Source organism: Ornithinimicrobium sp., assembly GCF_030537745.1.
GTDB lineage: Bacteria > Actinomycetota > Actinomycetes > Actinomycetales > Dermatophilaceae > Ornithinicoccus.
Map to the genome: position 1 here is coordinate 40,723 of NZ_JAUNVI010000001.1, position 22,028 is coordinate 62,750.

A 22,028-nucleotide genomic window follows, 5' to 3' on the forward strand; every position below is an offset into this window, starting at 1 on the left:
GTGCTCTTCCTCACGTTGTTCTCTGGCGGGTGCCCTTGCGGGCCTTGCGCTTGGGGGCGGGGGTTTGACGGTCTGGTCCGGACAGGGCGTGGACCAGGTAGGAGGCGACCTCCCCGGGCGTGGTGCCCTTGCCAAAGATGCGGTCGACGCCCAGGGCGCCCGCCGAGCCCTCCTCAAAGCGGGGACCGCCGACGATCAGGAGGGGCACCTCTCCTGCCGGGTAGGCCTCCCGGAAGGCGGCCGACATCTGGGTGGTGTTGTGGATGTGGGCGTCACGCTGGGTGACGACCTGGGACACCAGCACGGCGTCGGCGTGGTGCTCGCGTGCCTGCTCGACGAGCTCGGGGACGAGGACCTGGGCGCCGAGGTTGACGACGTTGATCTCGGAGTAGTACTCCAACCCCTTCTCACCGGCGAAGCCCTTGATGTTGAGGATGGCGTCGATACCGACCGTGTGCGCGTCCGTCCCGATGCAGGCTCCGACGACGACGAGGGGACGGTGCAGGGTCTTCTTGACGGTGCTGTTGACCTCCTTGGCAGAGAGCAACGGGAAGTCCCGCTCGATGACGGTGACCTGGGCGAGGTCGACCAGGTGGGTGACGCTGCCATACACGACGAAGAAGGTGTGGCCGGACCCGATCGCCTTGGCGTGCACGAGCAGCGCTGGGGACAGGCCCATCTTGCTGGCCAACTGCAGCGCGGCGCCCTCGGCCCGCTTGTCGTGCGGGATCGGCAACGTGAAGGACGTCTGGACCATGCCGTCGCCGGTCATGTCTCCGTAGGGCCGGATGATCGTGGGCGCCGGCTTGTCCGCCGCTGACGCGTCCTGGGTATGACGTGCGCTCACTTCAGGCCCTCCTCGAGCAGGTTGGTGGCCGGGTTGTCGTAGTCGTCAGCCTTGGGGGCGACCCCGTCCAGGCCCTTGCCCCGGTCTGCGGGCCGCTTCATCAAGCCGAAAGTGCCGTCCGCGATCGCGTCCAGCAGCGGGACGCTCCCGGAGGCGCTGCGGCCGGTTCGGTCACCGTCGCCGGTGATGCGCTCCAGCAGGTCGATGGCTTCGGAGAGGACCTGCCTGGCCCGGGTCTGGATGAAGCCGTCCCGGGGCGGGTGGAAGTCCTCGGTCAGCCCTCCGGCGGCCCGCTGGACGTAGCGGACGTTTTGCAGCGCCAGGTCGCGGTCGGACAAGAAGGGGGTCACCACGGCCTCGGTCATCATGCCGACGAGCAGGATCGACTGTCCGGTCATGGCACCGACGAGGTTGAAGAAGCCGTCGAGCAGGTAGCCGCCGAAGATGTCGCCGGTCATGTGCTTGGTCGGCGGCATCCACTTCAGTGGCGCGTTCGGGAACAACTGGCGCGCCAGCAGCGCGTGGGCCAGCTCGAGCCGGAAGGACTCCTCCACCTGCGGATTGATCTCGAAGGCGTGGCCAAGGCCGAGCTGCCAGTCCGCCAGCCCGGCCTCCTTGCCGAAGTATTCGTTCATCAGCTGGCTCACCGTGACCGTGTGGGCTGCCTCGACCGCGTCGGCCGTGGTCAGGTAGTTGTCTTCACCGGTGTTGATGATGATCCCGGCCCGGGCATGGACCTGGCGCGAGAAGCGCTGGTCGACGAACGTGCGGATCGGGTTGATGTCGCGAAAGAGGATGCCGTACATCGAGTCGTTGAGCATCATGTCGAGCCGTTCCAGCCCCGCTAGTGCAGCGATCTCAGGCATGCACAGGCCGGAGGCATAGTTGGTCAGCCGGACGTAGCGACCCAGCTCCTTGCTCACCTCATCGAGTGCGGCGCGCATGAGCCGGAAGTTCTCCTGGGTGGCGTAGGTGCCCGCGAAGCCTTCCCGGGTGGCCCCCTCCGGCACGTAGTCCAGCAGGGACTGTCCGGTGGAACGGATGACCGCGATGACGTCGGCGCCTTCACGTGCGGCGGCCTGGGCCTGCGGGATGTCCTCGTAGATGTCGCCGGTCGCGACGATGAGGTAGATCCAGGGCCGACGCTCGGGGTCCCCGAGGCGGCCGATGAGCCGGTCGCGTGCCGCGTGCTGCCGGTCGATGCGCTGGATGCCGGGCCGCACCGCGGCGCGGGCGGAGCGTCGGGCTGCGGTCGCTTCCCCCTTGCGCTCGGGGATCCGGAAGGAGACCGCTCCCGTCGCTGCCTTCTGCGCGAGCGTCAGGAGGTCCGGCGCTTCGTCGCGGCGTAGCGCGTCCCACACGGGCGTGGTCACGCCGTGCTCGAGCCCGACCTGGCTGCGCACCGAGTCGACGAGGTGGTTGACCCAGGGCACGCGCTCGTGGTCGGCGCCGGCCAGGCCGGCCAGTCGCAAGGTCGCACGCTCGACGGAGACAGTGGTGTGGGTGCGCGCGATCTCCACGACCGGCTTGCCCAGGCGTTGGGCGAGGGTGCGCGCCTTACGCACGACCGCGGGGTCGAGATCGAGTTTGGGGGGCGGGGCGACGGTGGTGGGACTCACAGATGGGTCTTCCTCGTGGTGTGGGCGGTGGTGGAGGAGCGTCGGTAGGCCGTGATGCCGGCGATCATCGTGTGCCGGGCGACAGGCAACCGGTGGTGGGCAGACTCGAGGACCGGCAGGCTGGTCCTGGGATCGGTCGGCACAGGCAGACCTGTGCCGTCGTCCCAGACGACGAAGGTGGCGGGAGCTCCGGCGTGCAGCACGCCACCCTCGCGCCCCGCCAGCGCATAGCCGGCGCCGGTGTGCGCCTCCACGGCTTCAGCGACGGTGAGGCGTTGGTCGGGGTTGTGGTGCCAGGCGGCGGCCCGCACTGCCGCCCACGGTCCGAACGGCGTGATGGGGCTGTCCGATCCGAGCACAATCCGCACCCCTGCATCCACCATGTCCCGCAGAGGTATGGCGGCCAGGGCCCGCTCCTGCCCCAGCCGGACCGCATACATCCCCTCACGCCCTCCCCACAAGGCGTCGAACATCGGCTGGACGCTCGCCCAGATCCCCAGGTCGGCCATGGTGGCCAGCACCTTCGAGTCGGGCAGCTCGACGTGCTCCCAGCGGTGCCGTGCAGCACGGATCGCCTCGACGCCGACGATCTCGGCGGCAGCCGCGAAGCCCTCTGCCATCGTGCGCAGCGCGGCGTCACCGATGACGTGGCCGCCGGCCTGCAACCCAGCCTGCGTGCACGCGACCGCGTGGTCGCGCACCTCCTCGACCGTGAGATAGCCATAGCCGCAGTCCTGCCCCACCGAAGGGACGTGCTGCCCATCCCCCGAAGCCGGCGCTGCAAGGTAGGGCTGCGTCACATGGGCGGTGAACGAGCCGAAGGAGCCATCGGCGCACAGGTCACCGGCCAGGCCGAGCACCCCGAGGTAGTCCGCCTGCGCCCTCGCGGTCTCCACGTCTGCCACGAGCTCACCCCAGTAGGCGACGACGTCAGGGACCCCATCGACCTGGCCCGCCCCGAGCACGGCCTTGAGGTCGTCGTGGCTGGTCAGGTGATCGGCGCCCGTCTCGTGCAGCAGCGTGATGCCGTGTCGGGCAGCGGCCTCCAGCGCCAGGTCGAGATAGCGCGCATGCATCGCCGCAGTGACCGTCGAGGTGAACGCGTGGGTGACCGCAGCGAAGGCCTCGCGACGCGCGACCCCGGTGCCGTCCCACCCGTCGAGGTCACGGACCCGCGCGACGGTGGCCATGGCGGTGGACACGCTGGCCGAGTGTGCGTCGACGCGCGGCATGTAGACCACCCCCCCGTAGGTCGCGCGGTCTAGCTCGGCAGAGGTGACCGGCCGCTGCTCGACCCAACGGGTCTCGTCCCAGGAGTGGGCATAGATCGGCCGCCCACGGCCACGGCGCGCCGCGTCCTCCACTAGGCGCAGCGCCTGCGCGATCGAGGTGGTGCCGGATAGGTCGACACCGTCCAGCCCCTGGCCGGTCATCGTCAGGTGGACGTGGGCATCGCAAAAGCCGGGCGTAACTAGGGCGCCGGCCAGGTCGATGACCTCGTCGATCGGCGCGGTGGGCTCCTCACCCTCGGCCAACTCCCCGATCCACTCGATCTGCTTGCCCTGCACCAGCAGCGCGTTGGCGGGCCCGACCCGCGGCGCGTAGATCAGCCCATTGCGCAGGAGCACGCGACAGGCACCGTCCGTGACAGGGGTGGTGACGGCGCTGGGGGTCGAGGTGCTCACGACTGCCCAGTGTCCTCTGCCGCGAGTCGCGACGCGAAGAGGGCGCGCACGTTGGAGTCACTACGCAGCAGGCTCAGGGCATAGTCGGCATGACCAGGGGTGTAGCCATTGCCCACCAGCATCGTCACGTCTGCGGCAAGCCCCTCGGCGCCCAGGGCAGCGGCCGCGAAGTTGGTCGCCATCGAGAAGTAGATGACCGTCCCGCCCTGGGCGGTGATCATGAGGGCGGGCTGCTCGCAGCCAGGCACGTCGACGCACACGACGGTCAGGTCGACCGGTCCACCCGCCTCGCGCACTGCTTCTTCCAGCGCCAACGGCGCCCGAGCGTCAGCGATGACCACGTCCTCCGCCAGTCCCGTGCCGCGCAGCAGGGCCGCTTCTCGCTCGAAGGGCACGACCGCGATGCGACGGCCCGCCCCGGCCTCCTTGGCGGCGGCCAGCGACAAAGAACCCGACTTGCCCGCTCCCCCAAGCACGGCCACGCTCGGGGTGAGCCCCTTCTGCAGATACCCACGCACCACGCGTGCGACCAAGGCTGGAGCGCCGCAGACGTCCATCACCATGAGGGCGAGCTCGGGGGCCAGATCTGAGGGCAGCACCGCTGCGATCGAGCGACCGAAGAGGATCGCGTGGCCGGTGGCCGGGACCTGCTCGGAGAGGCCGTCCCAGCGCGCCAGCCCGTCCGTGATCGATAGCGGAGTCAGGGAGAGAGACACGAGGGTGGCGACCCGGTCGCCCACCCGCAGCCCCAGCTCGCTTTCCGGGCCGACCTCGGCGACGGTGCCGATGAGCATGCCTCCGGAGCCGGTGACCGGGTTCTGCATTTTGCCGCGGGTGCGGACGATGTCGAGGACCTCGGCCCGGATGGCCTGCCCGTCCACCGCGCCGGGCTCACTCCCGTCATCGGTGTGCTTGTGCCGGAGCTGACGGTAGGACGCCGCATCCAGGTTGAGCACCTCGACGTCGATGCGCACCTCATCCGGTGCGAGCTGAGGCGATGGGTCGAGCCGACGGGCCGCCTGCGGCAGGGTGACCGCGTCCCCGCAGGGGTCGAGAACCCGGTGTACGCCAAACGGCGAATAGGACGTCATACCCGTCATCTGTCCTCCCTAGACACGCTTAAACAAGACATCTTCCCGTGAAGCTTCGCTTTTACAGGAAGATGTCCTTATCATGGCATGCATGAGCGCCCAGATCGAGCAGCCGTATGCCTACCTTCACCGTGAGCTTGTCGAACCGGACTGGACCCGGTTCGTCGGGTGGAAGGATGTGACCGTCCAGCAGTGGGAAGACGTCCAGTGGCAGCGGGTCCATTGCATCCGCAACATCAAGCAGCTCAAGGCCCTCATGGGCGACCTTCTCACCGAGGATTTCTACGCCGACCTCGAGCGTGATCAGCAGGAGCGGGCGACGATGTCGATGCTCCTGCCGCCGCAGATGATCAACACCATGGTCAGTGAGCAGTCCTGGCTCGACGGCCGGATGCCGTTGGCGGGCGAGGAGTTCACCCGCGCGTTCTACGCCGACCCGGTGCGCCGCTACATGCTGCCGGTGTTCTCCGACCGTCGCACCGACTGGCCCTCCCACCCCTACGCCACCCGCGACTCCCTGCACGAGCACGCGATGTGGGTCGCGGAAGGGCTGACCCACCGCTACCCGACCAAAGTGCTGGCCGAGATGCTGCCGACGTGCCCGCAGTACTGCGGCCACTGCACCCGCATGGACCTGGTCGGCAACTCGACGCCGCAGGTGACCAAGCTCAAGCTGGCCGGCAAGCCGGTCGACCGGCACACCGCCATCCTCGACTACCTGCGCACCACCCCCTCGGTGCGTGACGTGGTCGTCTCCGGTGGGGACGTGGCCAACATGCCGTGGAAGAACCTGGAGGCGTGGCTGGACAAGCTGCTCGACATCGATAATGTCCGCGACGTCCGCCTGGCGACCAAGGCCCTCATGGGGATGCCGCAGCACTGGCTCGCTCCCGACGTGGTCGAGGGGGTCGCCCGGGTCGCGGCCAAGGCGCGCGCTCGCGGCGTCGGTCTGGCCATCCACACTCACGTCAACTCTGCGGAGTCCATCACCCCCCTGGTGTCCAAGGCTTCCCGGACGATGCTGGAGGCTGGCATCCGTGACGTCCGCAATCAGGGCGTGCTGATGCGGGGAGTCAACGACTCCAGCCAGCAGCTGCTCGACCTGTGCTTCGCGCTCGCCGATGACGCGATGATCACGCCGTACTACTTCTACATGTGCGACATGATCCCGTTCGCCGAGCACTGGCGGATGTCCCTCGCCGATGCGCAGCATCTGCAGCACTCGATCATGGGCTATCTGCCGGGCTTCTCCACCCCCAGGATCGTCTGTGACGTGCCCTTCGTCGGCAAGCGTTGGGTGCACCAGGTCGACACCTACGACACCGAGCGTGGCATCTCCTACTGGCGCAAGAACTACCGCACCTCGATCGAGAGCGAGGACGTGGACGTGACCAGCGCCGAGTATGTCTACTACGACCCGATCGACACCCTGCCGGCTTCGGGACAGGAGTGGTGGACCCAGCACGCCGCGCAGGTCGCCCCCGACGCGCACGAGGCTGCCTCCGCGAAGGCGGCCGCCTCCCGCGAGGCGTCCGTGGCCCAGTTGGTCGACTGACCTCGGCCGGCTCATGGCCGTCGGTTGTGGTGCCTTCGCCCTACCCTGAGGGCGTGGCGAAGAAGAGGAAGCAACCCCGGCAGTCTGGCGGCACCCCGGCCACGGTGCTGCTGGACAAGGCCGGGGTCGCCTACTCGGTCCGCGCCTACGCGCACGACCCGCGAGCGACCAACTACGGGACCGAGGCCGCCCAAGCGCTGGCTGCCGAGCCTGGGCAGGTCTTTAAGACCCTGCTGATCGAGACCGACCATGGCCTCGGAGTCGCAGTCGTGCCCGTTGGCGCCCTGCTCGATCTCAAGGCGGCCGCCGCAGCGCTCGGCGCCAAGAGGGCCACGATGGCCGACCCGCACCTCGCCGAGAGGACCACTGGGTATGTCGTCGGAGGCATCAGCCCGCTGGGCCAGCGCAAGCGGCTCCCGACCGTCGTGGACGTCTCCGCCCAGGGCCGGCCGACTATTCTGGTCAGCGGCGGCAGACGTGGTCTGGACCTCGAACTCGCTCCGGACGCGCTGCTCGCTCTGCTCGCGGCCTCCTACGCCGACATCGCCCGGCGCTCCTGAGCGGGCGGCTCAGATCCCGGCGCCGACGTCAGTGAGCGGCAGTGCGCCGAGACGGTCCTCCCACGGGGTGGACAACACGATCGTGGTGTTGGTCGAGCACGAACCCTGCTGGCGGATCCGGCCCAAAAGCTCTTCTAGATCTTGCGGACGGCTGACGCGGATCAGCAGGATGTAATTCTCGTCCCCGGCGACAGACCAGCAGGCGACGATCTCTTCGATGTGGTTGAGCCGCTCCGGGATGTCGTCGTCGGCCGCCGGATCGAACGGCGTCACGGACATCAGGGCGGTCAGCGGCAGCCCGACCGCCGTGTAGTCCACGACGGCGCGATAGCCCTTGATGATTCCCCGCTCCTCGAGCCGCTTGACCCGTTGGTGCACGGCAGACGTGGACAGGCCTACCTGGCGCCCGAGATCGGCGAAGGAGATCCGGCCGTCATGGGCCAGGACCGAGACGATGTGGCGATCGAGAGGCTCCATGGCGACAGCCTAGTTGCCGGCGTGACCCGCGCTCCGGGTCGCCGGGCCGCGGCTCAGTTGACGTCGCCCAACCAGAGCGGGCGGGTCCGACTGTCCTCGTTGAGCCAGGCCGCGAGACGGCGCGGATAGAGGGGGGAGCCGATCAGCTCCGGGACACGCACCCACCGGATATCGGTCTGCGCGGTGTCGGGCAGGGGCACGGGGTCCTGCCTCGAATCCTGCTGCAGAGTGCACCAGAAGAAGAGCTCGGTCTGGTGGAAGCCGGAGTCCCATGCCGGGAAGTGGGTGGCGCCGATGTAGTCCCGCCCGCAAGCCAGGTCCCCCACCGTGACGCGAAAACCCGTCTCCTCGTAGACCTCCCGCGCGACGTTGTCGACCTTGGCCTCGCCGAAGTCCTGCCCACCGCCGGGCGTCAGCCAATATTCCCCCGTGGTGCCCGTCAGCACGGTGACCAGGATCTGGTCGCCAGCGATGACCAGGCCACGGGTAGCGGGGCGGACACGGTGCATAGCCCTCACGCTAGCAATGTGGTGGGTGCCGGGCCACGCGACCGGAGAGGCACCGGCTACGATGATAAGTACAGGAAGTGTTGCGTTAATTAACGGGAAGGGAGCAGTGGTGTCCGAGCAGCCCGTCGTGGCGGCACTGTCCACGACCACCGAGGTCCTGATCAAGTGCCTGCGTGCGTTGGGCCAGAACGGTCAGCCCGACGCGGCGAGCCGGTTGGCCGCCAAGGCTTGGTGGGCCCTGAAGGACGTCAGCCCGCGAGACGCCGAACGTGTCAACGGCGCGATGCATTTCCTGGCTCGGCTCGACCCCGAGCCGGACGCCCCCACCATCGGCGCACCCGCCAGCGGGGCAGGCCTCACCTCGACAACCCAGGAGGAAGCATGAGCACAGATCCCAAGCTCGACGTCCGGTCCGACCCACCCGCTCGTCGACACGAACTCATCCTGAGCACCTATCACGAGCTGACCCCCGGGACCGGGTTCGAGTTGGTCAACGACCACGACCCGAAGCCGCTGTTCTACCAGTTCGACGCGGAGTATCCGGGCCAGTTCACCTGGGACTACCTCGAGAGCGGCCCTGAGGTCTGGCGCGTGCGCATCGGCCGCCCCGGGGCCTGATCGCCCCAGCACACCCACCCGTAGCCGAGCACGCTCAGCACCAGGCCCGGGACGAACCAGCCTGGCAGCGGCGGCGGCGCCGACCACACGGCATACCCGAAGATCAGCAGGGCGGCGGCACCTATCACCGGGTGTCGCCGGCCAGCGATCGCCGCGCCCAGAGACGCCAGCACCATGACCGTGGGCAACCCCAGGCGCAACACGAGCCCGTAGTCGACGCCGCGCGGCCGATCCAGCGGGTTCTCCCCCACCGACGTCGTCCACAGCGGCCCGAAGAGCAGGACCACCGCCGCGGCCAACGTCGCGAGCACGGCGATCCAGGGCAGCTTGACCATGACCACGCGGAGCACGGCGTCACGCTAGCAGGGCCTACCCTGGGACCTCATGAGCTCCGCACCGTCGGTCCAGCGACTTCTCCTGCTGGACACAGCCAGCCTCTACTTCCGCGCCTACTTCGGCGTCAAGGATCCACGCGAGACGCCAGAGGGCACGCCCACCAATGCGGTCCGCGGCTTTCTCGACATGGTCGCGACCTTGTCCACCCGCTTCAACCCCAGCCACCTGGTGGCGTGCTGGGACAACAGTTGGCGGCCTGACTTCCGAGTGCAGGCGATCCCCTCCTACAAGTCTCATCGGCTGGTCAAGGGCACCCAAGACAAGGAAGAAGCTCCACCTGGACTTGAGGTCCAGGTGCCGATCATCCGGCGCGCGCTGGAGTCTTTCGGCATCCCCGTGCTCGGGTCGGACGGGTATGAGGCAGACGACGTGATCGGCACCCTCACCGCGCAGCACCACGGCCGGATGCCCGTCTCCGTCGTCACCGGCGACCGGGACCTATTCCAGCTCGTCGACGACGAGGCCGACATCGCCGTGGTCTACACCGCCCGCGCCGGGGTGCGGGATGCAGAGGTGATCCGGCAGGAGGACCTGGCGTCGAGGTATGGGGTGTCGACCGGTGCGGCGTATGCGGACATGGCGATGCTGCGGGGGGATTCCAGCGATGGCCTCCCCGGGGTCAAGGGCATCGGAGACAAGACCGCAGCCCAGCTCATCACGACCTACGGGTCACTGGCCGGTCTACGCGAGGCGCTGGCTGCCGGTGACCCGGCCATCAAGGGGACGCGACGGACCAACCTCGACGCGGCCTCGGCCTACCTGGACGTCGCTCCGCTCGTGGTGCACGTCGCGCACGATGCGCCCCTGCCCGACGTGCCGTTGACGGTGCCTCGCGAGTTGGCTGATCCCGAGACGCTCGCGCAACTCGTGGCGGCCTACGACCTGGGCAGTCCCGTCGGTCGGTTGCTGCAGGCCCTCGACCTGCAGCCCTGAGGCGCGGTCAGCTTCGGCGACCGCGGGCACGGTCCGGCTCGTTCGGTGGCCACTCGCCATCGTCGGAGCCGTCGTCGTAGGAGTAGAGCAGCTCCTGGAGCTGCACCTGGACGCGCTCGACGTTAGGCACGTCGTGCAGGACCATCCCGTGCTGCTGCGTGGCGTCAGAGACGACGAGCGTGCCACAGCCCAGGACCCGGTCCAGCAGGCCCTTTTCCATCGAGATGTCGTTGATCCGGTGCAAGGGGATGTCGCGTCCGCTTCGGGTGATGATCCCGTAACGATGGCTGATCCGCCGGTTGGTGACGGTGTAGCGCTCGCTCATCCACCGCAGGAAGGGCATCAGCACGAGCCACCCGGCCAGGGCTAGCGCCACCGCGCCAGCGATCCACATCGAGAGCGTGTAGTAACTCTCGCCACGCAGGAACCACCAGAGCACGACGAGTGCCGCGATCAGCACCAGTGCCCACAGCACCGCCAGGATCAGTGCCTTCACGTGCGTCCGCAGGCTCATGATGACGCGCTCGCCATCGGTCAGCTGGTTGGCGCTTAGCCCCATCTCACACCACTCTCTCGAAGACGGCCGCGAGCCCTTGCCCGCCGCCGATGCACATCGTCTCCAGAGCGTAGCGGCCCTGGCGTCGGTGCAGTTCGTAAGCGAGCGTTGCGAGGATGCGGGCGCCGGTCGCGCCGACGGGGTGGCCTAGTGAGATGCCCGAGCCGTTGACGTTGAGGCGGCCCCAGCGCGACGGGTCGGTCATGCCCCACTCGGTCATGACCGCCAGCGACTGTGCGGCAAAGGCTTCGTTGAGCTCGATGAGGTCCATGTCGTCCAGGGTCAGGCCAGCGCGCTCGAGGGCGGCGGCCGAGGAGGGGACCGGGCCGATCCCCATGGTCTGGGGCGGCACGGCGCAGACTGCCCAGGAGCGGAGCGCCAGCAGCGGGGTCAACCCGTGCTGGTGCGCGACGTCGAGGGTCGTGACGACGCAGAGCGCGGCGGCGTCGTTCTGGCCGCTGGCGTTGCCCGCCGTCACCGTCGCCTCGGAGTCCGCACGCCCCATGATCGGTCGCAGCCCGGCGAGGACCTCGACCGTGGTGCCGGGGCGGATGTGCTCGTCCGCGTCGACGAGAGTCGTGCCCTTGCGGCCCTTGACCTCCACCGGGACCAGCTCGTCGGCGAAGCGACCCTCCGCCGCCGCGGTGGCTGCCACGTGGTGCGAGCGAGCGGCCAGCTCGTCCTGGGCCTGCCGGGAGATCCCGTAGTCGCGACGCAGGTTCTCGGCCGTCTCGATCATGCCGCCGGGAATGTCATGGTGCCGGCCGCCCGCGGTCGAGCGGGCCCGCGCCAGCCGGTCGGCGAGCTGGACCCCCTCTCCTCTGACCCCCTGGCGGAGCATCGCGTAGTGCTCGACCTGGCTCATCGACTCCGATCCCCCGGCGATGACCAACCGGGAGGCGCCGGTGGCCACCTGGCCGGCAGCCGTGAGGATCGCCTGCAGGCCAGATCCGCAGCGCCGGTCCAGCTGCATGCCTGGAGAACGATCCAGGCCAGCGTTGAGCGCGAGGATGCGCCCCAGCGCCGGGATCTCGCCGCTGGGATTGCTGTTGCCGACGATCACGTCGTCGACGTCACCGTCCTCCAGGCCGGTCCGCTCGAGCAGCACGGTGAGCAGCGCCGTGCCCAGGTCAGCTGCGGACAGGGTGGCGAGGCTGCCAAGGAAACTGCCGACAGGTGTACGCAGCGGCGAGCAGATCACGATCTCAGACACACCAGCACCCTAGCCCCGACCCGCTTCCGCCACCCCTCCCCTGCCCCACCGGGCGGTCGTCTCTGCCACACCGGGCGGGCCGGTGGGTCAGTCGAGGCGGTCGGCGGCGACCACACCGCGCAGGATGGCATCGCTGGCGCGGCGGGCAGTCTTGGCCAACTCAGGCTCCGCAGCGCGCGCGATCTGGCCGAGCAGGTCGACGATCTGCTTGCAGCGACGCACGAAGTCGCCGGCCGCGAGGTCGCCGTCGCGCAGGATCTCCTCGAGCTGGCGGCCCGAGGTCCACCGGTGCACGACCCAGGCGATGCCGGCGTCGAGCTCGCGGTCACCGTCGAGGCCGTGCTCGGACTTCAAGGTCATGATCTCCCGCCAGCTGGCCCCCATCTCCCCCAGCGCCTCAGCCACCTCCACCGACGGCATTCGATCCTCACCCACGTCATCGCCGCGCGCTTCGTAGATCAGCGTCGAGACGACCGCGGCCAAGTCGGCGGGAGTGAGTCGCTTCCAGGTGCCGCGGCGCAACGCCTCAGCGACCACCAGGTCGAGCTCGGTATAGATCCGGCGCAGCCGCTCACCGGCGTCGGTCACCTGCTGCCCGTCCTCCGTCAGATAGCCCATCCCGGAGAGCAGGTCGCAAATCCGCTCGAACGTCTTAGCCACCGTGTTGGTGCGCTCGGACACCCGCCGCTGCAGGTCGTCAGTCTCCTTGAGCAACTGCCACCACCGGGCCGCCCACCGCGCGTGCTCCTCGCGATCTGGGCAGCCGTGGCAGGGGTGCGCCCGCAGCAGTGCGCGCACATCGTCGACGCGCTGCTCCCGCTCATCGAGGTATGACGTGCCCGCCAAGACGGCGACGTCGTCACCGCCCGCGTCAGCCCCGCCCTGACGCTTACGCAGAGCGGGTGGCAACGGCTCACGCACGGTGTCGCGCAATGCCGACGCGAGATCCTTGCGCGCCTTGGGCGATCGGGGATTGAAGTGGGGCGGGATGCGCAGCGCGCCGATCACCTCAGGAGCGTCCTTCAGTCCGGCGACGCCCAGCTTCTGAAGGCTGCCGTTGGACGTGAGCACCGTCGGCTCCGGCGAGGCGGCCGGGCCACGTTGCCCGCGCAGGACGACGGCCATCGTGCCCTTACGTCCGCCGTCGAGCTGGATCACCTGGCCCGGTGTCAGCTCCTCCAGGGACTGTGCGATGGCCTCGCGGCGGTAGGACTGACGGCGTTTGGCCTGCTTCTTCTCCAGAGTCGCCAGCTCGTGGCGCATCTTGCCGTACTCCCCGAAGTCGCCCAGGTGGCACTGCATCGCCTCCGCATAGCCGGCCAGCCCGGCGACGTTGTCGCGGACCGTCGTAGTCAGCCCGACCACGGACCGGTCGGCCTGGAACTGCGCGAAGCTGCTCTGCAAGAGCTCACGAGCCCGTTCCCGGCCATATTGCGCGACGAGGTTGACGGCCATGTTGGAGCTCGGCCGGAAGGAGCTGCGGAGCTGGTAGGTGCGCGTTGAGGCCAGACCCGCGACGTCCATGGGGTCGACTCCTCGTCGCCACAGCACCACTGCATGGCCTTCGATGTCGATCCCACGCCGACCTGCGCGGCCGGTGAGCTGGGTGTACTCCGCGGGCGTGACTTGCACGTGCGCCTCGCCGTTGAACTTCACCAACTTCTCCAGCACCACCGTCCGTGCCGGCATGTTGATGCCCAGCGCCAACGTCTCCGTGGCGAAGACAGCCTTGACCCGCCCCGCGGTGAAGAGCTCCTCCACGACCTCCCGGAAGAGCGGCAGCATCCCGGCATGGTGGGCGGCATAGCCTCGTGCCAGGCCTTCCACAAAGTCGTGATAGCCGAGCACCGCGAGATCGGTGAGGTCCACGTCGGCCACGCGAGTTTGCACGAGCTCGCGGATCGCCGCTCCCTCCGCCTCGGTGACCAGCCGGGTGTTCCTGCCCAGGAGCTGCCCGACCGCAGCATCGCAGCCGGCACGGCTGAAGATGAAGGTGATCGCGGGCAGCAGGCCGCCCCGGTCCAACTGCTCGATCACCTGGGCTCGGCTCGCGACGCCGCCGGGCAGCGCGCCACGCTCGAGGGCCGGCACGGCATCGCCATACGCACGTCCTCGATCCGAGCGTTGGTCGTGCTGACCACGTTGCCCCTGTCTGCCCCGCTCGTCGCGGGCTCCGCCACGACCGCCCTGACCTCCCCGACCATGGCCACCGCCCTGACGTCCGCCTCCGGAGTCCCGACTCCCGCCGCGCGGCTGGCCGCGGCGGCCACGCGGCCCCCCGGCGTCCTCCCGCGACCAGTGGCCCACCGAGCTGCGCTCCGCCTGGCTGATCTTCTGCAACATCTCCGGGTTGACCCGCGCCGTCCCCGGCCCCTGCCCGTCGCTGACGAAGAGATCGAAGAGCTGGGTGCCCACGAGCATGTGCTGCCACAGCGGGACCGGTCGGTGCTCGGAGACGATCACCTCGGTGTTGCCGCGCACCGTGGACAGCCAGTCGCCGAACTCCTCGGCGTTGCTGACCGTGGCGGACAGCGAGATCACCTGCACTGAGGCAGGCAGGTGGATGATGACCTCTTCCCACACGGCCCCACGCCAGCGGTCGGCCAGGTAGTGCACCTCGTCCATGACCACGAAGCCGAGCCCGGTCAGCGTGCGGGAGGCGGCATACATCATGTTGCGCAGCACTTCGGTGGTCATGACGACGATCGGCGCCTCGCCGTTGATCGAGGCGTCCCCGGTCAGCAGGCCGACGCGGCTGACTCCGTAACGGTCGACCAGATCGTGATATTTCTGGTTGGACAGCGCCTTGATGGGCGTGGTGTAGAACGCCTTGCGCCCGGTCTCCAGGGCGAGGGCGACAGCAAACTCTCCCACCACCGTCTTGCCCGCCCCGGTCGGCGCCGCGACCAGGACGCCTGAGCCGTCCTGCACTGCCTGGATGCCCGCGAGCTGGAAGGGGTCGAGCTCGAAGTCGAGGCTCTGGGCGAAGCGCCCGGCCGGGGTCGCGGCGAAAGCTGCTCGCTCACGCGCCAGGGCGTACTGCTCGGCGGGGGTGGACATGCGCTCCAGGCTATGTCAGGGGCGGGGCGATCATCTGCAGGTCTGCCGGGGACAGTCGGACCGTCAACGGCAGCGGTCCGACTTCCTCCCCGTCGGCCTGCGCCACGATGTCCGCCGGCCCGGCGATGCGGACCTCGTGGGCGGGCGTGATGCGCACCGCACTGTGGGAGGTATGGCGAGCCGCCCTCACCTGTCGTAACAGCCCCAGGGCCTGGAGCGGGGTGACCGGACGGATGACGACCAGGTCGAGCCAGCCGTCTGAGGGGTCGGCCTGCGGCGCGATCCGCAGGCCACCTCCGAAGACCGGCATGTTGACCGGGGCGACGACGAGAGCGTCGAGCTCCTCGGTGCAGCCGTCGACGGTCAGGGTGTAGTGCAGGGGCGGCTGGCGTCGCAGCAGCGCGATCTCGATCAACGCAGCCATGGTGTAGGAGAAGGAGCCCAGGTGCCTGGCTGATCCACTGGCCCGCACCGAGATCCGCGCGTCCAGAGCGGCGGGTACGGAGCCAAGGACATGGCGATCAAGGTCAGGTAGGTAGAGGGTGTCCACGGTCCGGCGATGATCGGCCAGCAAGGTCTCCAGCGCACCCTCGGGCCCGAGCGGGATGCGCAAGGAGCGAGCGTTGTCGTTGCCGGTCCCGGACGGCAAGATGGCGACCGCGGTGCTGGTGCCGGCACACAGGTCGGTGGCCAGGCTCACGCCCCCGTCACCACCGGCGACCACGAGCACGTCGAGCCCTTCGGCCACCAGCTGCCCACAGGCGCTCCGGGCGTGGTCCAGGCTGTCCGCGGTCACCTCGACGACGTCGTGACCGGCGGCGCGCAGCCGACGGACCGCCTCCTGCCCCAGCTCGGCGGCGCGCCCCCGCCCGGATCGTCGCCCGTGCGCGACGGCATACCTCATGACAGTGGAGTCGCCTCGTCGGGCGAGAGGCGGGCGTAGCGGTTGCGGGGGTCGACTCCACGTTTGCGCCGCAGTCTCTCCATGAAGAATGCGACGGCGACAGCGCACCAGAAGAGGGCGAAGACCGGCGCCGCCATCGCGAGCATGGAGACGGCCGACGGGTCGGGTGTCATGAACGCCGAGAAGATGAGGATGCCGAACAGCGTGATCCGCCACGACTTGCGCATGAGGTGCGCCGGGAGGATGCCGATCTGGTTGAGCGCCACGAGGAGCACGGGCAGCAAAAAAGCGAGCCCGAAGGCCAGGCAGAAGAAGAGCGCGGTCGAAAAATAGTCGTTGGCCGTCTGGATGTTGGCCAGGCCCTTCGGCGTGAAAGACAGGAGAATCCCCACCAGGCGAGGGAAGGTGTAAGCGGCCATCGCGGCACCGAGGAAGAACAGCGGGATGCTGATGAAGAAGTAGACCAGCGCGATCTTCCGCTCTTTAGGCAACAGGCCAGGCAGCAGAAATCCCCAGGCCTGCCACAACCAGACGGGGCTCGCCATGAGGATGCCGACGAACACCGCGACCTTGAGCCGCATCGCGAAGGGGCCGGTGATGCTGTTGAAGTTGAGCGAGACAAGGTCGTCGCCGCGCTCGTTCTTAACCGCCTCGATAGGGGCGGTGAGAAAGGCGATGACCGGGTCGTAGAGATACCAGCCGACGATGGCCGCGACGGTGATCGCCACGGTGGCGATCAGCACCCGGTTGCGCAGTTCGCGAAAGTGCGCCCCGAGGGGCATGCGCCCTTCGGGGTCCTTGGCTCGGCGCAGGCGTGGCACGTGAGGGTATGACGCAGTTCGGGGTCGCTAGATCCGCGTGCCGGTCAGGCGCGGGGATCCACGTCGTCGCCACGTCGGTCCGACAGCTTGCGATACTCATCGTCGGCCGTGTCGCGATAACGGTTGCCAGTGCGCTTCTCGCTGGAGCTGTCGTGGCGTTGGTCGTCGACTGCGCCGTGGCGCTCGGACGGCGACGGCGCGGCAACGTCGTGGTCCTTGCGGGCGGCGCTGTCGTCCTTCATCTGGTCCACCTCGGTCTTGAAGACCCGCATCGACTCACCCAGGCTGCGGGCAGCGTTAGGCAGGTTCTTCCACCCGAAGAGCAGGATGAAGGCGACGATGAGGACGATGACGTGCCAGGCCTGGAGGCGCATGCGGATTTCCTTCTCTCAAGTCACGGACGCACCAAGAAGCGCAGCCGTCACCTCAGTCTAACCGGGCCGCCTGGGTGTGCCCGAGCAACGCCGCCGCCGCTCCCGACGCTACCGACTCGACTAGGCCCGCAGGGGCGAGCACGCGCACCTGCCCGCCCTGGCGCCAGACCAGGCGCTGAAGCCACCCGGGGTCGGCCACCCGCAGGATCACCTCCAGCGAGCCGTCCTCGCCGGCGTCGACCTGCTCCGTCGGCAGGTTCTCGGCGATCCACGCGGCGGCAGGGTCGAGGTGGAGGGTAACCGTGAGATCTTCAGGTGCGGCGCGATAGACGCCAGCGCCGAGGTCGCGGGGCGGTAGGTCGACTGGTGGGGTGCCGTCCTCCTCCAGCACGGTCACGTCCTCGATCCGATCGAAGCGGAAGAGCCGCACACCTTGCGCGCGATGGCACCACGCTTCCAGATACCAGCGCCCATCGACGCTGACCGCGCGGACCGGGTCGACGTCGCGCTCCGTCGTCTCGTCGCGACTGGCAACGGTGTAGCGCAGGTGCAGTCGACGGTGCTCGGTGAGTCCTTGCCGGATCCGGGTGGCAAACTCCGGCGCAATCGGCTGCTCGAGGTCGACGCGGACCTGCGCCGCAGTGGCGGCCGCGTCACCCGCGGCGGCCTCCAGCTTGGCGAGGGCACGGTCGATCGCCTCGTGCTGCGCCAAGCCGGGGGTGTCGGCGAGAGCACGCAGGGCGACGATGAGCGCGAGTGCCTCGTCGCGGCCTAGGCGGAGGGGTCGGGCGATGGTGTCGGCGTTGGAGACGAAGACCCGGCCGCCCTCCCAGGACGCCTCGATGAGGTCGTCAGGATAGTGACCGGGCAGCCCGCAGACGAAGAGGAGCTGAAGGTCGTCGATGACCTGCTCCTGGCTGACCCCGAGCTCCTGCGCAGCACTGGCCAGGTCGATCCCTTGCCGGTTGAGCAGCCACGGCACCATGGTCAGCAACCGCCCTAGCCGGGACGTCGCGCTCTCGTAGGTCACCATCAGCGCCCGCCTCCGTGCGCCTCGACAACGGATCGGAGTGCGGCGACGACCGCGTCCCGGACCTCCGGAGGGTCGACCACGCGCACGTCTGGTCCCGCGGCACACAGCTCCTGGACGGTGCTGCGGATCCGGGTGACCTCCAGGTCGAGCGTGTCCCAGCCGTCCTGGGAGGCGCCGTCGATGATGGTGGCGCGGCGTCGCACGGAGGAGGCTGCGCCCTCTCGGACCTGGACCCGCACGGTCGTCGTCGTGCCGGCGTCCTCGCCATAGCTCCGGCGGATCATCGCGATCGCGTCGTGGTCGGCGGGCACCTGGAAAGCATCAGAGTGGCCACTGGTCGGCTTGCCGACGATCCGGTCCAGCCGGAAGACGCGCGGGGCGTCCCGGTCGAGGTCGTGCGCGGTGAGATACCACCGGCCGTGCCAGTTGGTCAGCCCCCACGGCTGCACCCGACGGGTGGTCAGACCTGCTCCCCCGCCACCGCGGTAGTCGAAGCCCAGCAGGGTGCGGGAGAGCACGGCGTCACGGACCGGCTCGAAGGCGGGCTCGGTGGTATGCAGCAACGGCTCGATCCCCGAGACCGATGCTTCGTCCCGGACCAGGCCCGCCGCGTCGAGCTTGCGCAGCGCCTGGGCGGCTGGTCCGGCGAGGCTGGCTTGCGACCAGGCCCGGCTCGCCAGGCCCAGGACCGCGATTTCGTCAGGCTCGAAGTCGAGCTGAGGCAGCGCATACTCCCGCTGGTCGATCCGGTAGCCCTGCTCGTCGTCGAAGAAGGGGTCGATCGGCTCGGTCCGCAGCGGGATGCCCAGGCCCCGAAGCTCGTCCTTGTCGCGCTCAAACATCCGCTCGAAGGCTTCGTCGTTGCCGGCCAGATAGTCGGGCACCACCGCGCGGATGCGGGCCTTGGACAGGGGCTGACGCGTCGAGAGCAGCGCGATGACGAGGTTGAGCAGCCGCTCCGTCTTGGCCGCTGCGGGGGTCGGGCCCTTGGGAGCAGATGCGGAAGGAGCCATGCCCCCCACGCTACTAGACACCTGTGCGATCATCGCGTCGCGCTTGCCCCGCGAGCCGGGCCGCGTGCCGACCGGCCGCCGCGGCTGCGACGAAGGATGCGGCGTCCTGATCCAGGCTTCGGCCCATCGTCGTCAGCCGGACCGCAGAGCTGCTCAGTGCCTCGAGCAGACCGTCGACCTCGACGTCGACACGCTGCAGGTGATGGGCCGACCCGATCAGCGCGTTCACCTGCGTTGCGACGGCGACCAGACAGTCGTCGGTGGACTCGTTGCCGGTCTGACCGATCGGGACAGGGATCTGGGCACCGTGGGCCAGGACGCGACCGTAGGCCGTGACGCTGTGGTGCGACAGTCCCCGGTGCCGGCGTCTCTGGTCGGCCTCGGAGACCCGCAACGAGGCGATCGGGACACCGCCCAGCACGGCAGCCGCGTTGAGCGCCTCCCCCGCTGAGACTCCCGAGAACCCCCACCTCGTGCCGGTGCCGAGGTTGCCCGGGCCCTGGCTCACGACCACGAGGTCTGCGCCGACGACGTGCTGGGCCGCGAGCAGCGCGCTGTGCACTGTCACGGCCTCCAGGTCTCCGCCATAGGACTGGCCGGCGGTGATCACGCAGGTGAGGCTGCCCGAGGCGCGCAGCTGGGCGCAGGTCCGGGAGAAGGCTGCCGGCAGCGCTCCCCCGTCGGTCATCACATACGCGATTCGGGCGGCGGGCCAGGTGTCCTGGACGCCCACGACGATTGCCGGCAGGGCCGAGTGCAGATCGGCCGCGACCACGGGCAGCCCGAAGAGGTTGTCCGCGTCCGCCAGCTCGGCATAATGCTCGCCCTCGGGGTCGTCGACACCCAGGACCATGGTCTGCAGCGGCGCGTAGCGAGCCTTGACCAGGTGACCGGGCGCGCCCAGCTCGACGCGTGGCCAGGCCTGCGGCCGGTCGGGGATGGCCACGACCAGGGCATAGCCGCCGGTCCCCAGCGCGCGCTCCAGAGCCGTCGTGTTGAGCAGGACGCGATCGCCAGGGACAGGGGTCCCGACCACGCCCGGATAGGCCAGCGCGCGCACCTGGCCCAGGTCCGCGACCTCGACATCCAGCTCGACGACGCCGTCCCAGCCGGGCCGCCTCGCCGACACCACTCCCTCGCGCCACTGGATCACCCCGCGAGCCTAGGTCACCGGGTCCGGGCGCAGAGCGTCCCCGCCGAGCTGGGCTCGACGGGGACGTCGTGGTGCGTGGTGCGTGGTGGGTCAGCGCACGTCGACCAGGTCGACGACGAAGATCAGGGTCTCGCCACCCTTGATGGCGGCACCAGCGCCCCGGTCGCCATAGCCGAGGTGCGGCGGGATGACGATCTTGCGACGGCCTCCCACCTTCATGCCGAGCAGCCCCTGGTCCCAGCCCTGGATGACTTGCCCGACACCTACCGTGAAGGTCAGCGGCTGACCACGGTCCCAGGACGCGTCGAACTGCTCGCCACTCGACCAGGCGACGCCGACGTAGTGGGTCGACACCGTGGCGCCGGCGGTCGCCTCGGGGCCCGTGCCGACCTCGAGATCCTCCATGACGAGCTCGCTGGGCGGCGTGTCGCCGGGGAACTCGATCTCGGGCTTGGCCTTGTTGACCTCACCGAACGGGGACTGGCTCATGACTCTCTCCTTGGTATGGCGTGGTGCGCGGTGGCGTGCGGGTCTTCAATGACGTGGTGCGGGGCTCGAGTGATTCGCGCTACTGAGTCAGTAGGCGGCCAGGATGTCCACGACGAAGACGAGGTCCTCGCCGAGCAGCGGGTTGCCCTGCGGGGCGGCCGTCGAACCGGCGTCCTCAGCCGGCTTCTCGCCATACGCTTCAGCGGCAGGGATCACCAGCAGCACTCGGGAGCCGACGGTCTGGCCGACCAGACCCTCGTCCCAGCCCGTGATGACCTGGCCCACACCGATGGGGAAGTCGGCCGGCTCGCCGCGCTGGTAGGAATCGTCGAAGATCGAGCCGTCCGACCACTTCACGCCGGTGTAGTGCGCGCGGATCGTCTGACCCGCCTTGACCTTCGGGCCCTCGCCCTTGATCAGCGGCTGGACGATGAGCTTGGTCGGTGCCTTGGCGTCCTTGGGGATGGTGATCTTCGCGGCGGACTTGCCGTCGGCGACGACTGTCGGCAGCCCCTTCTTGGGGGCTACGGCCTCGCCGGTCGCCTCCGTCAGCGGCTTGGAGCTGGAGACCAGCTCGAGGTAGAAGACCAAGGTGTCCTGAGGCCCGACGCCCAGGTCAGCCCGGCCCGGCTCGCCGAAGGCGTCCTTGGCGGGCACCGCCAGGAGCAAGGTTTCCCCCGCCTTGCGGCCCGGCAGCTCCTCCAGGAAGGCCGGGAAGAGATTCTCGTTGCCCAGCTCCAGGGTCACCGTCTCGTCCGCGTCAAAGGTCGACAGGATCTGCTCGCCCGTGGTGCCGTTGACCGCAAGGTAGCGGGCGGCAACCTCCGCGCCGGGGGCGATCTCCTTGCCGTCGCCCTTCTTCACCGTCTCGGCGTGGGTCTTCGAGACCCGGAAAGGCAGTTGGCCCTCGGCGAAGGGTGCACCGTCCAGAGTGATCGCAGGCTTGCTGTCCGTGACCTTCAGACCAAGGGCCGCCGGGTCGGAATCGGGCACGGACGAGGTCACCGCAGCGTCGTCGCTCTGCGCGGCGGCGTCGCCGTCGCCTGAGCAGCCGGCGAGCAGGAGCAGTGGGGCGGCGGCCAGGGCGACCAGCCGAAGTCGGGGTGAGCGCACGCGCGCAAT

The 22,028-nt window shown here is 69.2% G+C and carries 23 protein-coding genes; 5 read left to right on the forward strand and 18 right to left on the reverse strand.

What is annotated here, in order from left to right; genetic code table 11:
* Positions 1-10 precede the first annotated feature (10 nt).
* The 4 genes from Q4P07_RS00225 to Q4P07_RS00240 are packed head-to-tail and all read right to left on the reverse strand — an operon-like array spanning position 11 to position 5,251.
* A complete protein-coding gene (locus Q4P07_RS00225; protein ID WP_303372870.1) occupies positions 11-847 on the reverse strand; it encodes an OAM dimerization domain-containing protein in 837 nt (278 codons plus the stop codon).
* Complete coding sequence (locus Q4P07_RS00230) at positions 844-2,466, reverse strand: lysine 5,6-aminomutase subunit alpha (RefSeq protein WP_303372871.1); 1,623 nt, start codon at positions 2,464-2,466, stop codon at positions 844-846. The genes Q4P07_RS00225 and Q4P07_RS00230 overlap by 4 nt, the downstream gene beginning before the upstream one ends.
* A complete protein-coding gene (locus tag Q4P07_RS00235; RefSeq protein ID WP_303372872.1) occupies positions 2,463-4,151 on the reverse strand; it encodes an amidohydrolase in 1,689 nt (562 codons plus the stop codon). The genes Q4P07_RS00230 and Q4P07_RS00235 overlap by 4 nt, the downstream gene beginning before the upstream one ends.
* Positions 4,148-5,251, reverse strand: a complete 1,104-nt coding sequence (locus Q4P07_RS00240) for an L-erythro-3,5-diaminohexanoate dehydrogenase (protein ID WP_303372873.1) — start codon at positions 5,249-5,251, stop codon at positions 4,148-4,150. The genes Q4P07_RS00235 and Q4P07_RS00240 overlap by 4 nt, the downstream gene beginning before the upstream one ends.
* An 82-nt stretch (positions 5,252-5,333) precedes the next feature.
* On the opposite strand from Q4P07_RS00240, the gene Q4P07_RS00245 reads away from it, so the two are divergent.
* Both Q4P07_RS00245 and ybaK read left to right on the forward strand, forming a co-directional pair.
* Entirely contained in the window at positions 5,334-6,797 is a 1,464-nt protein-coding gene (locus Q4P07_RS00245) for a KamA family radical SAM protein (RefSeq protein WP_303372874.1), read from the forward strand.
* Between the two features lie 53 nt (positions 6,798-6,850).
* Positions 6,851-7,357 (forward strand): Cys-tRNA(Pro) deacylase, encoded by a 507-nt coding sequence (ybaK, locus tag Q4P07_RS00250; RefSeq protein ID WP_303372875.1) that lies wholly within the window; start codon positions 6,851-6,853, stop codon positions 7,355-7,357.
* A 9-nt stretch (positions 7,358-7,366) separates the two neighbouring features.
* Here the strand turns inward: ybaK and Q4P07_RS00255 are convergent, their stop codons facing one another.
* Both Q4P07_RS00255 and Q4P07_RS00260 read right to left on the reverse strand, forming a co-directional pair.
* Entirely contained in the window at positions 7,367-7,834 is a 468-nt protein-coding gene (locus tag Q4P07_RS00255; protein ID WP_303372876.1) for an Lrp/AsnC family transcriptional regulator, read from the reverse strand.
* A 53-nt stretch (positions 7,835-7,887) separates the two neighbouring features.
* Positions 7,888-8,343: an NUDIX domain-containing protein gene (locus Q4P07_RS00260; protein WP_303372877.1), complete on the reverse strand. Its 456-nt coding sequence runs from the start codon at positions 8,341-8,343 to the stop codon at positions 7,888-7,890.
* Between the two features lie 109 nt (positions 8,344-8,452).
* Here Q4P07_RS00260 and Q4P07_RS00265 point away from each other — a divergent pair, with 109 nt between their 5' ends.
* Positions 8,453-8,728, forward strand: coding sequence for a hypothetical protein (locus Q4P07_RS00265; protein ID WP_303372878.1), 276 nt, complete (start codon positions 8,453-8,455; stop codon positions 8,726-8,728).
* A complete protein-coding gene (locus Q4P07_RS00270) occupies positions 8,725-8,961 on the forward strand; it encodes a DUF2249 domain-containing protein (RefSeq protein ID WP_303372879.1) in 237 nt (78 codons plus the stop codon). The genes Q4P07_RS00265 and Q4P07_RS00270 overlap by 4 nt, the downstream gene beginning before the upstream one ends.
* Here the strand turns inward: Q4P07_RS00270 and Q4P07_RS00275 are convergent.
* Positions 8,904-9,311, reverse strand: a complete 408-nt coding sequence (locus tag Q4P07_RS00275) for a hypothetical protein (protein ID WP_303372880.1) — start codon at positions 9,309-9,311, stop codon at positions 8,904-8,906. The genes Q4P07_RS00270 and Q4P07_RS00275 overlap by 58 nt on opposite strands.
* 34 nt (positions 9,312-9,345) lie before the next feature.
* Here Q4P07_RS00275 and Q4P07_RS00280 point away from each other — a divergent pair, with 34 nt between their 5' ends.
* Complete coding sequence (locus Q4P07_RS00280; RefSeq protein WP_303372881.1) at positions 9,346-10,290, forward strand: 5'-3' exonuclease H3TH domain-containing protein; 945 nt, start codon at positions 9,346-9,348, stop codon at positions 10,288-10,290.
* Between the two features lie 7 nt (positions 10,291-10,297).
* Here the strand turns inward: Q4P07_RS00280 and Q4P07_RS00285 are convergent, their stop codons facing one another.
* From Q4P07_RS00285 to Q4P07_RS00335, 11 genes are all read right to left on the reverse strand, one after another.
* A complete protein-coding gene (locus Q4P07_RS00285) occupies positions 10,298-10,849 on the reverse strand; it encodes a PH domain-containing protein (RefSeq protein WP_303372882.1) in 552 nt (183 codons plus the stop codon).
* A 1-nt stretch (position 10,850) separates the two neighbouring features.
* Complete coding sequence (locus tag Q4P07_RS00290) at positions 10,851-12,059, reverse strand: acetyl-CoA C-acetyltransferase (RefSeq protein ID WP_303372883.1); 1,209 nt, start codon at positions 12,057-12,059, stop codon at positions 10,851-10,853.
* An 87-nt stretch (positions 12,060-12,146) separates the two neighbouring features.
* Complete coding sequence (locus tag Q4P07_RS00295) at positions 12,147-15,119, reverse strand: RNA helicase (RefSeq protein WP_303372884.1); 2,973 nt, start codon at positions 15,117-15,119, stop codon at positions 12,147-12,149.
* 10 nt (positions 15,120-15,129) lie between these two features.
* The gene (locus Q4P07_RS00300) at positions 15,130-16,023 is read right to left on the reverse strand and encodes a diacylglycerol kinase family protein (protein ID WP_303372885.1); all 894 of its coding nucleotides are present in this window, start codon (positions 16,021-16,023) and stop codon (positions 15,130-15,132) included.
* On the reverse strand, positions 16,020-16,844 hold the full coding sequence (tatC, locus tag Q4P07_RS00305) for a twin-arginine translocase subunit TatC (protein ID WP_303372886.1): 825 nt from the start codon (positions 16,842-16,844) through the stop codon (positions 16,020-16,022). The genes Q4P07_RS00300 and tatC overlap by 4 nt, the downstream gene beginning before the upstream one ends.
* Positions 16,845-16,888: 44 nt before the next feature.
* On the reverse strand, positions 16,889-17,218 hold the full coding sequence (tatA, locus tag Q4P07_RS00310; RefSeq protein ID WP_303372887.1) for a Sec-independent protein translocase subunit TatA: 330 nt from the start codon (positions 17,216-17,218) through the stop codon (positions 16,889-16,891).
* A 52-nt stretch (positions 17,219-17,270) separates the two neighbouring features.
* Positions 17,271-18,251, reverse strand: coding sequence for a YafY family protein (locus Q4P07_RS00315; RefSeq protein WP_303372888.1), 981 nt, complete (start codon positions 18,249-18,251; stop codon positions 17,271-17,273).
* Positions 18,251-19,264, reverse strand: coding sequence for a YafY family protein (locus tag Q4P07_RS00320; RefSeq protein ID WP_303372889.1), 1,014 nt, complete (start codon positions 19,262-19,264; stop codon positions 18,251-18,253). The genes Q4P07_RS00315 and Q4P07_RS00320 overlap by 1 nt, the downstream gene beginning before the upstream one ends.
* Before the next feature lie 13 nt (positions 19,265-19,277).
* Entirely contained in the window at positions 19,278-20,417 is a 1,140-nt protein-coding gene (locus tag Q4P07_RS00325; protein WP_303372890.1) for a DUF3866 family protein, read from the reverse strand.
* A 90-nt stretch (positions 20,418-20,507) separates the two neighbouring features.
* The gene (locus Q4P07_RS00330; protein WP_303372891.1) at positions 20,508-20,906 is read right to left on the reverse strand and encodes an FKBP-type peptidyl-prolyl cis-trans isomerase; all 399 of its coding nucleotides are present in this window, start codon (positions 20,904-20,906) and stop codon (positions 20,508-20,510) included.
* Between the two features lie 87 nt (positions 20,907-20,993).
* On the reverse strand, positions 20,994-22,019 hold the full coding sequence (locus tag Q4P07_RS00335) for an FKBP-type peptidyl-prolyl cis-trans isomerase (protein ID WP_303372892.1): 1,026 nt from the start codon (positions 22,017-22,019) through the stop codon (positions 20,994-20,996).
* Positions 22,020-22,028: the final 9 nt, after the last annotated feature.